At 43.9% G+C, this 14,986-nt stretch carries 15 protein-coding genes; 8 read left to right on the forward strand and 7 right to left on the reverse strand.

Annotated features, from left to right (window positions below; translation table 11 throughout):
• The first annotated feature begins 249 nt into the window (after positions 1-249).
• From V7O63_RS03600 to fen, 3 genes are all read left to right on the forward strand, one after another.
• Complete coding sequence (locus V7O63_RS03600) at positions 250-573, forward strand: hypothetical protein (protein WP_340820156.1); 324 nt, start codon at positions 250-252, stop codon at positions 571-573.
• Positions 574-683: 110 nt separating this feature from the next.
• Positions 684-998, forward strand: a complete 315-nt coding sequence (locus V7O63_RS03605; protein WP_340820157.1) for a hypothetical protein — start codon at positions 684-686, stop codon at positions 996-998.
• 39 nt (positions 999-1,037) lie between these two features.
• Positions 1,038-2,054: a flap endonuclease-1 gene (fen, locus tag V7O63_RS03610; RefSeq protein ID WP_340820158.1), complete on the forward strand. Its 1,017-nt coding sequence runs from the start codon at positions 1,038-1,040 to the stop codon at positions 2,052-2,054.
• A gap of 139 nt (positions 2,055-2,193) precedes the next feature.
• On the opposite strand, the gene gpmI is transcribed toward fen, so the two are convergent.
• The 3 genes from gpmI to V7O63_RS03625 all read right to left on the reverse strand — a co-directional run bounded on the left by gpmI (position 2,194) and on the right by V7O63_RS03625 (position 5,680).
• Entirely contained in the window at positions 2,194-3,735 is a 1,542-nt protein-coding gene (gene gpmI, locus V7O63_RS03615) for a 2,3-bisphosphoglycerate-independent phosphoglycerate mutase (protein ID WP_340820159.1), read from the reverse strand.
• Positions 3,736-3,792: 57 nt separating this feature from the next.
• Positions 3,793-5,232 carry an MATE family efflux transporter gene (locus V7O63_RS03620; RefSeq protein WP_340820160.1) on the reverse strand — a complete coding sequence of 480 codons (1,440 nt, stop codon included), beginning with the start codon at positions 5,230-5,232 and terminating at the stop codon, positions 3,793-3,795.
• Between the two features lie 118 nt (positions 5,233-5,350).
• Positions 5,351-5,680 carry a hypothetical protein gene (locus V7O63_RS03625; protein WP_340820161.1) on the reverse strand — a complete coding sequence of 110 codons (330 nt, stop codon included), beginning with the start codon at positions 5,678-5,680 and terminating at the stop codon, positions 5,351-5,353.
• Between the two features lie 215 nt (positions 5,681-5,895).
• Between V7O63_RS03625 and msrB the strand changes: the two genes are divergently transcribed.
• On the forward strand, positions 5,896-6,309 hold the full coding sequence (msrB, locus tag V7O63_RS03630; protein WP_340820162.1) for a peptide-methionine (R)-S-oxide reductase MsrB: 414 nt from the start codon (positions 5,896-5,898) through the stop codon (positions 6,307-6,309).
• Between the two features lie 37 nt (positions 6,310-6,346).
• Here msrB and V7O63_RS03635 read toward each other — a convergent pair whose 3' ends face one another.
• Together V7O63_RS03635 and V7O63_RS03640 are read right to left on the reverse strand one after the other, a co-directional pair.
• Positions 6,347-7,822 carry a hypothetical protein gene (locus tag V7O63_RS03635; RefSeq protein ID WP_340820163.1) on the reverse strand — a complete coding sequence of 492 codons (1,476 nt, stop codon included), beginning with the start codon at positions 7,820-7,822 and terminating at the stop codon, positions 6,347-6,349.
• A gap of 126 nt (positions 7,823-7,948) precedes the next feature.
• Complete coding sequence (locus V7O63_RS03640) at positions 7,949-8,359, reverse strand: hypothetical protein (RefSeq protein ID WP_340820164.1); 411 nt, start codon at positions 8,357-8,359, stop codon at positions 7,949-7,951.
• A gap of 116 nt (positions 8,360-8,475) precedes the next feature.
• Between V7O63_RS03640 and V7O63_RS03645 the strand changes: the two genes are divergently transcribed.
• Positions 8,476-8,769, forward strand: coding sequence for a DUF1294 domain-containing protein (locus V7O63_RS03645; protein ID WP_340820165.1), 294 nt, complete (start codon positions 8,476-8,478; stop codon positions 8,767-8,769).
• Positions 8,770-8,782: 13 nt separating this feature from the next.
• On the opposite strand, the gene V7O63_RS03650 is transcribed toward V7O63_RS03645, so the two are convergent.
• The gene (locus tag V7O63_RS03650) at positions 8,783-9,151 is read right to left on the reverse strand and encodes a carboxymuconolactone decarboxylase family protein (RefSeq protein WP_340820166.1); all 369 of its coding nucleotides are present in this window, start codon (positions 9,149-9,151) and stop codon (positions 8,783-8,785) included.
• Positions 9,152-9,211: 60 nt separating this feature from the next.
• Here V7O63_RS03650 and V7O63_RS03655 point away from each other — a divergent pair, with 60 nt between their 5' ends.
• The 3 genes from V7O63_RS03655 to V7O63_RS03665 all read left to right on the forward strand — a co-directional run bounded on the left by V7O63_RS03655 (position 9,212) and on the right by V7O63_RS03665 (position 11,457).
• Positions 9,212-9,694 (forward strand): DUF123 domain-containing protein, encoded by a 483-nt coding sequence (locus V7O63_RS03655; protein ID WP_340820167.1) that lies wholly within the window; start codon positions 9,212-9,214, stop codon positions 9,692-9,694.
• A gap of 55 nt (positions 9,695-9,749) precedes the next feature.
• Positions 9,750-10,787: a DUF2278 family protein gene (locus tag V7O63_RS03660; protein ID WP_340820168.1), complete on the forward strand. Its 1,038-nt coding sequence runs from the start codon at positions 9,750-9,752 to the stop codon at positions 10,785-10,787.
• A gap of 229 nt (positions 10,788-11,016) precedes the next feature.
• A complete protein-coding gene (locus V7O63_RS03665) occupies positions 11,017-11,457 on the forward strand; it encodes a hypothetical protein (RefSeq protein WP_340820169.1) in 441 nt (146 codons plus the stop codon).
• Positions 11,458-11,522: 65 nt separating this feature from the next.
• Here the strand turns inward: V7O63_RS03665 and V7O63_RS03670 are convergent, their stop codons facing one another.
• Positions 11,523-14,984 (reverse strand): VWA domain-containing protein, encoded by a 3,462-nt coding sequence (locus V7O63_RS03670; protein ID WP_340820170.1) that lies wholly within the window; start codon positions 14,982-14,984, stop codon positions 11,523-11,525.
• Positions 14,985-14,986: the final 2 nt, after the last annotated feature.

The following is a 14,986-nucleotide window of genomic DNA, read 5'->3' on the forward strand; positions in this document are numbered from 1 at the left end:
CGTTCTCTATTTCACAGGGAGTACCTATATCCACAGGTGTCATGCATTCTTTTTTTCTTTAATGCCACGTGCTAAGAAAAGTTCCTGTACGATGAGTCCCTCCTGAGATACTTTTCTACAGAGCCGGGGAATTAGTAAGCTTTTAACTATATGGTTTGATACTGGATAATAGTAAAGCATTCTCTATCTAAAACTAGACTTATATAATATTAATAGCAAAACAGCCATATCAAATAGAGAGGGATCAGAATGGAAATCAGGGACATAATATTCTCAGTTGTAATGGTAGTTTCTTCATTTGTGTTGACATATGAATGGCTTGGAAGGTTCAAATATAGCCCGGCGAATGCCTTGATAATACTGGCTGCCATGGTCATGGTGGGAGCCCTTGCTGCGATGATCCTTTCTGTCGACATGCGTCTGCGCAAACTTGATAATATGCTTGAGGCAAAGGAACGTTCATTGAGGATAAATGTCCAGAGTGTAGAGAATACCCTTGATTCCCGTGTGCACGAGGTCCTTTTAAGAATGGATGACGTCATTGAGGCACTGGACAGGACAAGATACAGATAATAATGATGAGATTCTGACACTTCATTCTAATCCGCAAACCATATTAATCAGAGTGTTGTAGGGTATTGGGTAATATCGATTAAATATCTCTATCTATAAGAGGTGCGTACATGCGCATTAATTTAGAACCGATAGGAATTATAAAAAAAGCCGGAAAATGCTCTGAGATCCTTATCTATTCCGACTTTGAACAACTTGTGAAGAACATGATGTCAAAGTTAGGTGGGCAAAATGGTGACGAGCATAGTCTTGTGGTGGTCCACAAGAACAAAGTATCGGATGACCTGCACCAGGTGCAGATAACCAAAACACATTTGATCGACAGGGTAGGAAATATCCTCAAGGTAGGAAAGATAGACGCAAATGACGATTCTGTCATTGATGTAAGACTTGAATGTAACGGACTTATAACACGCGAGGCCTGAAAGGCTGAGCTTCTTCACATACTTTCTATGTGGTCTTAAATGGGTGTTGATATAGGAGAGCTTCTTAAGAGAAGCACGATCGAGGTATCTAACCTTTCTTTAGATGTAGTAGCGATAGACGCCTACAATACACTTTACCAGTTCTTAAGTATCATCCGGCAGAGAGATGGCACTCCCCTTAAGGATTCACAGGGAAATGTCACATCGCATCTGTCAGGCATCCTCTACAGGATGACCAATATCGTGGAAGCAGGAGTGAAACCTGTCTTCGTTTTTGACGGTAAGCCACCTGAGTGGAAATCAGGCACAATACAGAAACGTACCGAAACCCGCGAGAACGCAAAGGTGAAATGGGCCGAGGCAAAGGAAAAAGGGCTTGCTGAAGAGGCATACAAATATGCCCAGGCATCTGCAAAGGTGGATGCAACTATCGTCGAGGATTCTAAAAAGTTGCTAACTGCAATGGGTATCCCTTTTGTCGATGCCCCTTCTGAGGGAGAGGCACAGGCATCCTACATGGTTAAAAAAGGTGATGCGGACAAGATAGCATCACAGGATTACGATTCCCTTCTTTTCGGTTCCCCTGTGGTCGTGAGGAACCTTACTGTTTCAGGTAAGCGAAAGCTTCCGAAGAAGAACATCTATGTGGATGTGAAACCTGAGATTATCAACCTGAAAGAGAACCTTGATGAACTGGGTGTCAGTCATTCACAACTTATCGACATTGCTCTTTGTGTGGGTACAGATTATAATGATGGTCTTGAGGGTGTGGGTCCAAAGACGGCCCTCAAACTCATAAAGGAACACGGTTCCATAGAAAAGGTGCTTGAGGTGAAAGGTCTTGAGATCCCGAACCTTGAGGATATCAAAGGGTTCTTCACTTCCCCTCCGGTTACTGATGACTATTCTCTCAAATGGAACAAACCCGACTCACAGGCAGTTATCTCTTTCTTATGCGGAGAACATGATTTCTCAGAGGACAGGGTCACAAAGGCCCTGGAACGCCTCGAAGAATCTTCAGGAAGCGGCCAGAGCACTCTGGATAAATGGTTCTGATATTTTGGATTATTAGGAATCCTTTCTGTGATCTTAACCACAGATGAACGCAGATAAAAAAACAGTTATCTGCGTCTATCTGTGGTTTTAAGTATGTAAGTGATTTCTGCAGGGGCTATATTCTATCTTCAGTTCAATTCTATTTTCTGATAAGTGACATTCCTGTCATCTTCTCAGGTTTGTCGATTCCCAGGATCTCCAGCATTGTAGGTGCAAGGTCTGAGAGTTTTCCGTCCTGTAACTCCATTCCATCCCTTCCGTTCACAAGAACGCACCTTACAGGGTTGGATGTGTGTGCAGTGTGTGGCTTTCCGGTATCGTAATCTATCATCTTCTCAGCATTGCCGTGATCAGCGGTGATAAGGGCTGCCCCGCCTTTCTCAAGCAGTGCATCGATTATCCTTCCAGTGCATTCATCCACTGTCTCGACGGCCTTTATCGCTGCATCGATGATGCCGGTGTGGCCTACCATGTCCATGTTGGCAAAATTGAGTATGATTACATCATAGTTGTCAGAGCGAATCTTCTCCACAAGTTCGTCTGTGACCTCAAAGGCGCTCATCTCGGGTTTCAGGTCATAGGTGGCAACATCAGGTGATCGTACAAGACATCTGTCCTCACCTTCATTCTCCTTTTCAACGCCACCGTTGAAGAAGAATGTCACGTGAGCGTACTTCTCGGTCTCCGCTATACGGAGCTGCTTCATGTTGTTCTTGCTCAGGACCTCTCCAAGTGTATCCTTTATGGTCTCCGGTGGGAATGCGATAGGTACGTCGAGCTTCTCATCATACTCTGCCATGCAGACATAATGTACATTGGGTCTGACCTTTCTCTCGAAACCATCAAAGGTATCTTCAACAAAAGCGTATGTCATCTGTCTTGCCCTGTCCGGACGGAAGTTGAAGAAGATGACCGAATCCCCGTCCATCACCGTTGCAACAGGTTTGCCTTCTCCATCTGTCACCACGGTAGGTTTGACGAATTCATCGTTCTCTCCTCTTTCATATGCCTGACTGACCGCTGAAACAGCATCATCTGCAAGGATACCTTCACCAAGGGTCAGTGCATCGTAAGCCAGCTTTGTACGTTCCCAGCGCTTGTCACGGTCCATTGCATAATACCTGCCGGAGATGGTTGCAGTTTTAGCTATGCCTGTTCTTTTGCAGAACTCTTCGTGTGCTTTCATGTCATCAAGAGCGGTCTGAGGTGGTACGTCCCTTCCATCAAGGAAGGCATGGATGTACACTCGCTCAACTCCTTCCTTCTTTGCCATTTCCACAATTGCTCTCATATGGTCCATGTGGCTGTGAACGCCACCGTATGAGAACAGTCCCATAAGGTGAAGTGATGAATCACTCTTCTTTACGTTCTCCATTGCTTCAAGGAGAACCTGATTCTCGAAAAAGGCACCTTCTTTGATGTCCTTGTTTATGCGTGTGAGGTCCTGGTAGATGATCCTGCCTGCACCTATGTTGAGATGTCCGACCTCGGAGTTTCCCATCTGTCCTTCAGGAAGTCCGACACCTTCTCCTGAGACCTGTAGCAGGCATGAAGGATATTTCTCTACAAGAGAGTCAAGTACAGGTGTATTCGCGGCCATTACCGCGTTTCCCTGTTCTTCGGTGGTGTGACCCCAACCGTCAATTATCATCAGTAAAAGTGGTCCGTTCTCATATGACATGGTTCCAGAATTGTCCTGATGGTTTTTAAATGCGTTGTATTACGCATTCAATAGGTCTCAGGAGGCATTTTCGCCCATTACTGAAAGTGCCCTGAACTCCCTGAGTACCATCACAAGTGTGAGCATGAAAGAAAGACCATCAGATAACGGGAAAGCCATCCATACACCGGTCAGATGGAAGAAATGTGGCAGTATCAGTACCAGGGGTATGAGGAAGAGCAACTGCCGGCTCATTGCCAGCAGGAAGGAAGGACGTGCTTTGCCTATTGCCTGGTATAGTGAGGCACCGACCACCTGGAATCCAACAAGTGGTAGTGCCAGTACCATGATACGTGTTGCGTATTTCCCGGATGAGATCAGCTGCTGGTCGCTTGTGAATATGCTGAACAGCTGTTCCGGGAAGATGATAAGCAACATGAATCCTGCGACCGACATGGTCGATGTAACGAGCATGGAGAGCTTCACCGAATCCATCACACGGGAAAAGTTCCTTGCACCGTAATTGAATCCTACTATGGGTTGCAATCCCTGCACTATTCCGTACATTGGCATGAAAGTGAACATGAAAAGGCGGTTGACAACACCGAAGACAGCAATGGCAACATCTCCTCCGCCATAGGCTATGAGTATGTTGTTCAGAACGATGACAACAAGGCTGCTTGAGGCATTTCTTGCAAGTGGTCCCATTCCTATTGAGATACTTTCCTTCATGATATCCCATCTGGGTCTCAGGTTCCTTGTGTGGAATCGAAGGGTGGAACTGCCTGATGCAAAGTACCATATGAGGAACAATGCTCCAGTGGTCTGTGCAAGGACGGTTGCTATGGCTGCTCCTTTAACACCCATTCCCAGACCATACACGTACAACGGCTGGACGACGATCCCGAATTTGTCTGCAAAGAAGGTGAACTCGACATATCCTGAACTGAAGATGAAGAACGGGTCAAGTATTATGTTCACAATGGCTGAGATGACCATGGTGTACATGGCCACATTTGCATTCCCTTCCGAACGCACGACATTGTTCATTGCCAGTGCGAACATGAAGAATATGGACCCGTATAGTATGATGCTGAGATAATCCGTAGCATAGGGCATGATAGTATCAGTAGCACCGAAAAGCTGCAATACAGGTGTTATGAATATGCTTCCCAACACGCAGATGAGAACGCTCGTTATCAGTACCATGGAGAGTACGTTTCCCATTACGTTCTCAGCCCTGTCCATGTCCCTTTCGCCAAGACTGCGGGATATCATGGATGCTCCTCCGATACCTATGGCAAGTGCTGTTGCCATAACTATCATCATGACCGGGAAAGCAACAGATATGCCGCCTATGGCCTGTATGCTGTTCTCTCCCAGTGCCTGTCCTACAAAGGCGGTATCCACCAGGTTATACAGAGCCTGGACTAACATTCCCACTGTGGCAGGAGCGGATAGTTTGAAAAGGAGCTTGCCTATGCTCTCATCAGCCAGGAGTTTACTTCGTTCGTGCAATTAGTGTGCCTTCTTCCCTGAGGAGGGATGCAACTAATTGACCGGACAGGTTATTATCCTTTTCTGACATGATAATTAGTGCACAATCCATGCATTCACAGGTTGCACGCGTTCCTTTTCAAGCTGTTCTTATGTGTTTGAGCATAAGGTTGAACAAAAGCAGGAGGTTACTTTCAAAAAAGATGACATCACTGCTGATCCTGTCACTTCTGGTTGCATTAAGGAGAGTGAACTCAAGGTCCTTCTCGGCTTCTATGCGAATTCTCGAGTAAGGGTCAGAAGTCTCCCTTCTTTCGATAGATATGACCCTTGCAACTGAAAAAGGGTCCAGGTATTTGTTGACCCAGCAATTGAGCTCTTTCCTGTATCCTGGAGAAAGGCCCATGTTCTTTATCCTCTTCAATGCGCTCTGCTTATTGTCTTCATAGTATGCGATCCAATCCGACATTCAAATTCCCCTTTGAACTAATCGATCACGAATATCCCAAAATCTCAATTCTTCCCAAATAATTGAGCTGATCCCATTCATTTATTTGTCAGTTCAACAATATAAAGTTACTCTACAATTTATTTATATTTACTAAAATATTTAATTTTTAGTGATAGCTGATATGGAATAATTCATAAAACGTCACCTATTTATCTCAATATGGACCACCTTTTATGGGGAGCTTAAAAGTGGAAGAACAAATAAAGAAGTCAGATGACGAGTGGAAAGAGATACTGAGCAAGGAGCAGTTCATAGTATTACGTCAGAAAGGTACCGAGGCAGCTTTTACAGGAAAGTACTATGCTAACAAGGAGAAAGGCACCTACCTCTGTGCTGCATGTGGACAGGAGCTCTTTAGCTCGGATACCAAATATGATTCAGGCACTGGCTGGCCCAGCTTCTTCAAGCCCATCTCCGATGACAGGGTTGCACTCAAGAAGGATATCAGTAATTTTATGGTAAGGACAGAGGTTGTTTGCAGTCGATGCGGAAGTCATCTGGGTCACGTGTTCGATGACGGACCTGCACCTACTGGTAAGAGGTTCTGTATGAATTCCATATCACTGGACTTTAAAAAAGAGGAATAAACATTCTATTAAATGAGATGAGGCAATAAGCCTCATTTCAGTTGACTGTGACTTTTAGTGTCATGTAAGGGGTGTCTTTTACACTGAATGTGTAGGTCCCACTTTTGTCAAAAGTATAGTCGAAAGCATCGTTGGAGTACATTTCCTGGTCTTCAAAAAGTCCGTCATCACTGACAAGGATGTAGGTCTCTTGTGGCTTGTAATTTCTCCAGGCTATGGCGTCACCTCTGTTTATTTCAATTTCAGAAGGTATCATCTTGCCATAATATTCCATTCTTACACTATAGTCTGTCGTTGTTGTATAAGCAACGGCTGTATCTGAATTAGAAGATTTAGGTTCATCAGCATTTATTACTTCACTTTCTGTGTATTTATATATTTCTTCATTGTAATTTACGTTTTCGATGCTTAGAGTCTCATTTGACGTTTCGAAATTGCCTGCTAAATATGGCAATCCTAAAAAGTATCCTCCAACTAAAAATATCAATACTATAGGTATAATTATTCTACTTTTTATTCTAGTGAATTTACTTTTAGTATTAGATAGTTTAACTTTGTCTGTCAGTGTTTCTGAATTTGTTTGTCGCAAGTAGAATTCATCGATAGAATTTGTTTCATTTTTAAAATCAGAAATATTCTCTGCTTTCTCAATAATACTGGTAGATTTTTGACCAGCTGAATTAATCGCACTTCGTTGAACAATTGATCCTTCAATATTAACTGCTGCTCCTCCATTAGATGAAAATGAGGTTCTTTGGACGACAGAATCAATAATATTTATTATGTGCTCATGTTTTACATATCCTATTTCTTTTGCCGTATTTACTGTATTAATCAGTTGTTTAAATTCAGATACAATTTCATCTAAAAACCCATATATTCCATATCTTTTGTCTGAAGTGGCTCTGAACATAATTGAGGTAAAGCCTTCTGAATTTTCTTCTATAACTACTGTAAGTAAATAGTATGCTTTTTCATCGATTGCTTCACTTGAGAAATAATAAATTCGATTGTTATTTATAGAGTATTCATCTACTTTATAAAACCGATTAGTGCAAAGTAGCGTTAAAAAAGAACCTAACTGCAATGCTTTAATGCCCTGGAAATTAAATCCAGTTTCTGTAGTATATCCACTTTTTGCGAAATCAAGGAAATCTCTTTTTTGAAGTGGTTTTGCTTTCAAAAAAGGATACACACAGTGTATCTCTTTAGGTTTTATCTGTTTTACATGCTTTATCCATTTAGAATCACGATATCTAACATCAGCCTCTATATGTTGTTTATGAACACATGCTATGGGTTTAAGTATAAATTTCGCAGTTTTTGCCGTCTTGGGTGGTATATTCCCAATATTTTGAATTTTATTTCCATCTAAATTGAACAAAGTTTCGTTGTAGTCAAGAATAACATCTACTTCAGATATTGTAAACTCTGTACTGTTAGTTATTCTGATTCCAAATCTGACGCTATTATCAGGAAGAACCTCATATCCACGATGTATTTCAATTACCATCTACAAACCTTAGGAAGAAATTACTCTTTTGTTATAAAGTCACTTCGAATGAAAAGGAAAACTAATCTTTAGTGTCAATAATAAATGGAAAAAAAGTTAAATTTGGACTAGATTAATGCCTTAATTTTATCTCACTGTAACGGTAAGTGTCATGTTAGATTCATCTTGGACACTGAATGTGTAAGTTCCGCTGGTCATGAATGTGTATTCATATGCATCGTTATTGTCCATTATCTGGTTTTCGAATAGTCCATCATCACTGATAAGAGTATAAGTTCCCTGTGGCTTCCCATTTCTCCATGCAATGGTGTCGCCTCTGTTCAATTCAAGTTCATCGGGATTCATCTTGCCGAACCATTCCATTTTTACGCCATAATCTATTCCCTCACCTATGGTCTCAACTTCTTCTTCCGTGTCTTCAGTTGTTGTCTCTTCTATCTCATTTTCTGCAGTTGTGTCCGCATTGTCAGTACATCCGCTGACGAGTACACCTGCAAGCATCAATATTGTTATCAATATCATCCATTTCTTTGTCATTTGAACCACCCGCTCATGAATATCAATGATCCCAGAAGTTCTCCCCGGATGAGTGAAAGAGGTACTGATAAGTATTTCCGGGAAATATTTATACGCTATCTGGTGAAATAATGGCTATGACACAACCCTTTATATTCTTTGCGTATTTGCTGCTTGTGAATCTGGTGGCTTTTGCTCTTATGGGTATAGATAAGAGGAAAGCAAAAAAGAATAAGTACAGGATATCTGAAAAGACCCTTTTCATGTCTGCTATCGTGGGTGGAAGTGTCGGTTCTCTTATCGGTATGTACTTTTTCCGACACAAGACAAGGCATCCGCAATTCCAGATAGGGATGCCTCTGATCCTGCTTATCCACATCTATATTCTGATCAGGTTCCTTATGCCACTGTTTGTAATATATATGACCTGATATGGACTGGGGTTCAGAACTCCAGCCTTTCCATTTCTTCAAGTATCTTAGGTGTAAAGTTAGTAAAGTTCTGTATCCCACCGGTCCACGCGGCCAGCATCATGACATCTTTGATCTCCTGTGCAGTTGCATCGTACTTCTTCAATCTCTGAAGGATCTTAACAGCACTGTCTGTCTTCTGGCTGGCACAGGCAATAGCGAATACCATCAAATGCTTCTGTTTCTTGGAAAGACCTCCCTCTTTCTCTTCCCATACGGAACTATAGAATTCTGCCACAGCTTCTGAGAAGCCCTCGTCCAGCTTCTTTGCATAGACAACGGCCCTTGGCTTGAAACCTTTCACATCCTTTGCATCATTCGTATCTTTCATATTCTCTGGCATAGTTATCAACAGGGATTTGACAGGTAAATGATTTAATGTTTTCTTTGGAGAGTATATCCTATGTATGACAGGCAGGTCAGGGGCAGTTTTCCGGATATATCTGAAAAAGGAGTTTACTGCCTTGTATTCAAAAATGAGGACCATATTCCTGATACCGGCCGTTTTGAAGGGATAAGGTTCAGACATGGATATCATGTATATGTGGGCTCTGCACTGGGTTCGGGAGGGCTTAAAAGACTGAAACGCCATGTGCTGCTCTCACTGATGAAAGATAAAAGACCACGCTGGCATGTGGATCACCTTTCGTTGTCTTCAAGGTTCGATCTGGTATGTGTTGTCTATGCCGTGGTGGATGAGCCAATTGAATGTAAGCTTTCAGGTAAGCTCAACGAGGCGCTGTCAGGTGATATCATACGGGGATTCGGTTCAAGTGACTGTAAATGTCCTTCTCACCTGTTCCATAGTGATGGCTGCCCACTTTATGTTATCAAGGACGTCTTCATTAGATCGGGTTTAGGGCCCAATGGCATCTGTTTTGAATGAGCATCGTTCTCTACAAATAGAAAACTTTTAATTCAGAGGCAGAGTAAACTTCATCATGTCTCTTGAAAATTACGGGGTCCTGAAAGGCAGACCAAAGGACTGCAAATGTGGGAAGGGTAAAAGTTCCCATTACCAGATACTTGTGCACGACGGGAAGAATGAACACCGTATCGCTGTCAATATCAGTTCAAAGGTTCCTCCTTCCGAGCTGCTCTATTTTGTAGATGACAATTTTACCCACCCTGTAACTGAGAAGCTCGAAGACCTTGGGTTGGGATACAAGAGACTTGATAATACTTCACATGACATATGTCTTGACTATGTACGTGGCGGACTCTTCGATGTGTCAGACATGCTACCTTTGCCATGTGATGTCCCGGGTCCTTCAAATGACCTTAATGAGCTTATCCAGAAATATGTGAAGAAGGCCATCGGAATGAGTGGCAGCACGATCTATGCCTTTGGTGAGAGATGGGGACCGGAAACATTCCTGCCTGATAGTTTCTTTGGTTTCAGGCCGGGAAGTGGGATTCATGATATTCACATGAATCAGGGTAATTCAAAGAAATGGCAGGGCGATGATGCACCGGATCAGGATGGTGCTCTTCTTATCCATCTGCCCGAGGAGAACAGGTGGATAGCTATCTTCCTTGCTTTCCAGTCTCAGTGTTTCAACACTGATGGTTCAACAGGACACTGTATGTCCAACGGACACAGGATGGGTTCAAAAGCATGTGATGAAACAGAAGATGTTTCTGTCACAGAGGTTCCCGAAGGTTCAGTGAAGATAGTCGGGGCACTCGCAGACCCCAAAGGTGTGGATTCAGGAAAGGAGACTATCACCCTTTTCAATGCCTCTCCAAAAGATATCAACCTTGATGGCTGGTCCCTTCAGGATGGTCCGGGAAGACGTTCATTGCTCAAAGGTGAAATAAGTGCAGGTTCAGGTACCCGCATAGTTCTTTCAGGGAAAGGTATCATACTTGCGAACAGCGGTGGTCAGATCTCTCTCTATGATGCTCAGGGCAGACTGATGCACGAGGTAAAATATTCAGCAAAGGATGTGAGGTCCGGCTGGACCATTGTATTCTGATCCTTTATCCTTTTCTTTTCTCATTTTTAGCATACTGCTTATGTTTCTGCTCATCTGGATGATCTTCTATTGTATGGTCGTAAAATAAGCAAAACTGTTTTATATTTAACGATATATATTCAGGAAGTGTGAAGGAAGCTTCACTTACTGATATTGTCGTCTTATGAAGATGACTATGTTCTCACATTTCCGTTGCTGTTTGATATTGGTTGGGCAAGGAGAGATAAAAATGAGTGGACAAATAGAGACTACAGATATGAACAGCTTGATGAACTCTGTACAGAACGATATCATGGGACACATTGGTATTGATAATTCTCAGCTGGCAAAGCTAATCGACCTTTCCAGTGAGGAAGTACTTCTTGGAGGTACCAAAGATATCACTTTCAAGCTTCCAATTAAAAATGGAAAGGGCCATCAATCTGCTTCCCAAACGACATTTGGTATCACTATAAGTGGTGATTTCGAAATAACATCTCCTTCCGAAGGAACATGGGATATTGTAGTCAAGGATGGGAACAGTACTATCCTTAATAAGAAAGGAGTGAAAAAAGGTGAAAAGATCAGCTTCAAGCACAAGACCGGTTTTAAGGCCAATATATCCCTTGATGCAAAATGGAGTGAGAGCAAGGATACAACACTGATGGCAAAGATACATGCAAGCTATTGAGGATACGAGCTATATCTCGTAATTCCTTTTTTTATTCGACCATCATCCAGCTTTTCCTCTCTTTTTTACGTTGTCAGTCTCTTATACACCAGAGGCAACGTCTCAGGTAACATAAGTGCATCATCGATGATGGTGTATCCGACATCTGAGAAGATGTTGTCCAGATATTCTCCCGGGTTCTTATCCACAGTAATGCAGAAGAAATGCATTCCCTTGTTCCTGCCTTCACTGATGGCAACCCTTGTATCCTCCTGTGCGATATCGCCCTGATATGCATCCTCTCCCCTTGACCTGTCATAGGGTTCGCCATCAGAGAGCAGTACCATCATCTTCGTATTTGCACCTGCATGTTCCAGTTTTTTGATAGAATGGCGTATGGCCGGTCCCAGACGGGTATTGGATGCAGGTTGTAGTATGCTTATCCTGCGTGCAACATCGTCGGAGAGCTTCTCATCGAAATCCTTGATCACGAAATATTCCACTGCTTCCCTGCTCTTTCCCGAAAAAGCGTATATGGCATATTTGTCCCCGATGCTCTCCAGTGCCTGGCTCATTATGATCAGCGCATCCTTCTCCACATCCATTATACTCCTGCCGTCGGCACCGAGTATCTTGCGTGTGGATGCGCTCACATCCATCAGGAAAAGGGTTGCTACATCCCTTTCGTGTTTATCCCATCTGATATACAATCTGTCATCCGGGTTGACACCGCATTTCCTTGCGATGAGGGATTCCGTGAAAGCATCGATGTCTATCTCGGTCCCATCATTCTGTTCCTTCATGCGGTGGAAGGCCTCGGGTCTTATCAGTCCGAACGTGTGCCTGAGAAGTGATATCTCATTACTGTAGCGTTCCATTGCCCTGTCATAGTAGGCTGTAGTTCCGCCGATGGGTTCTATCTCATTTATGGTGCTCCACTCCGATCGGTAGTCGTTGATCGTGGTGTCCCATTCGTCGTATTTGTACCTGCCAAGAAGCCTCCAGTTATTTTCCATGGCCTGTGTGGGTCTGTCAGTGGCCTGCTCCTTCTGTCTTTCCTCATCGGCCGTAAGGTCGGTCTCAGTCTCAGGGATGAAGTTCTTGATCACGTTCTCTATCGTTCTTGACATCATCGGGTCTGTGGGCCCGGTGGCACCGACGTCCATACCGCGATAGCCGATGTTTCGGATCATCCTGTACTCGATCTCTTCAAGTGGTCCCAACACATCATCAAGCATGGAGTATATCCCAAAGGCCAGTTCAAGTGATGAGAATGTGGTCGAATCCACACTGAAGATCCTGTGATCGATCTCTTCCCGGGTTCTTTCAAGGACGATCCTGAAAGCTTCATTTATTCCGAATTCAGGCTCATGTCCTGTAGTTATCCATAATAGCGCCTCCATGAAGCTCTCAAGTTCATCCTCCGGCACAGGTCTCAGGAGCAGCATCCTGTGCCTTACATCCTCAAGATCGATGCGGACGCCCTTGTATTGGTCCATTACCAGGTACTCGATACGTGCATCTTCCAGCAGTCCGAATATGGTTGCAGCCAGTATCTGGTTTGGAAAAAGTGAGAGCAGATCGATGGGTCCACTGTCCTCTTTGTTCGGGCCAGATGAATGTGCTTTATCTCCATCTTTGACCGGATATCTTCCGAGTATTCTCTCTTCGAGTGAGTCAACCTCTTCCTGTGCTATATCCGGTGTGGTGAAACGTACGTGTCCCACCTCATGCATCACACTTAGCTTGTATATCTTGAAATTGTCCTCGGGCTCCTGATAGACCCCCATCTTCGGTGCAAGGTAGATGGTGTTACCTGCTATGACAGGGTTCATCCCCTCTGTTTCAAACTGATGCGGGAGCGATGACATGGAGCGTATCACGAAATTGCTGCCTGATAGTCCAAGTGCATAGAATCGCAATACATTGGCCACTTTTTTGAGGGCTATCGCACCCGTGAGCTCCTCCACGAGTTCCCTGGAGCCTCTGGATTCAAGTGAGAAATAGGCCTTTCCGGCAGGCTCCTTCGTCTCTGCAGCCTCAAGTCCTTTCAGGGTCCACTCTTCAAGCTCTTCCATGTCCATTCTTTCAAGTAGTGCAGGCGAGTTTGAGAAATAGTCCAGTGCGAGTTTCCTGTCCTTTGCATATACCTTCAGTCCGATATCGGCCCACTTTGATGCATTCTCCGGTTCTTCCCTGTCGATAAAGAGAATGAGGTATTTAAAGAAAACACCGAAGATGGCTCCTTCTTTCGTAAGAAGCACATTTGCGATCCTGAATATTTCCTCATGTTGCTGTGGGTCTATCTTATCCAGGGCTGCGATGGAATCCCCGTAATAGTCGGAACCGACCTCAGGGTCCTGTATGGCGATCCCATCTCCCGTTCCGGCCCATTCTTCAAACATTTCAGTGCTCAGGATATTGTATGCCTGCGAAGCGTTCTCAAAATAGCTACGGACGCATTCGGGCTGTATATCTGCAGATATTATACCCCGGTCTATAAGCATGGACCGGACATCTTTGTTCGTGTCATCATAGTGATCACCCAGTGAAAGAACCGATGGGATGAAGGACCTGAGTGCCGGTTTGTTATTCAGGAATGAAGCTATTCCCCTGTCTTTCCACTCCTCTACCTCGCTCATTTCCAGTATACTGAGATATTTAGGGATGGTCTCAAGGAACGACTTCGCACTTTCATTGTCAATGGCTGCAATGTCCATTGCAATTTCCATGAGGTTTGTCAGTTCCTTCTCATCAGCCTTTTTCAGAATTTGTCCCGCATTCCTTAACAGTGCCATTGCAGGTGCTTCACCGAATTCCACAATGTTGTCGATCGCGGTGAGCAGTTCCTGCCTTCTGGATGGAGGGACATCGGGTAGTACTTTCACTGCTATGTTTATGAGTTCTATTGAGGTGAGCCAGTGGACATTGATGACCTTCTTCGTTATATGGCAGAAGGATTCGAAGTTCTCTGCCGTAAGCAGGTTCTTAAGCTGATACAGGTGCTCGAAATAGGCTTCTGCGACCTTGACGTTGACCTTTCCGATATTCTTCCCGTTATTGACCAGTTCACTGAACCTTTCCGGTCCGGTGGATATGATCACCTGTCCTGTATGTTTGAAGTAGGCTATTGCCATCCATTTGTTCTGTTCGGACAGGGCTATGCCTGTATCGGTCCAGCTTCTCAGAAGTTCGAGTCCACCTTTTTCGATGATCGCCAGTGAGGAGTCGAAGAATCCTTCACAGCAGGAAACGCTCAGTTTGGATATCTCTCTTGCAAGGGCAAGCCAGCTCTCGAACTCATCCTTGCCAATCTTTTTGTAAACATGGGGAGCAGAACCCAGATAGGCTATAAGCACTCTCATCCCGCGTTTGAGTGCACCTTTTCCTGCATGGAGGATTGCTTCCAGCTCATCCTTATGTAATTTCTCAAACCCTGCTGAAGCTCCGGTAATTTCAGACCTGTCAAGTTTCGGAAAATGCTCTGCTATCAGTTCTTCTATCTTTCCGTTAGTGACAGGTTCATTGTTCCCTGTTTCTGCTGCCACGT

The organism is Methanolobus sp. WCC4 (genome assembly GCF_038022665.1).
In the GTDB taxonomy this organism is placed as follows: domain Archaea; phylum Halobacteriota; class Methanosarcinia; order Methanosarcinales; family Methanosarcinaceae; genus Methanolobus.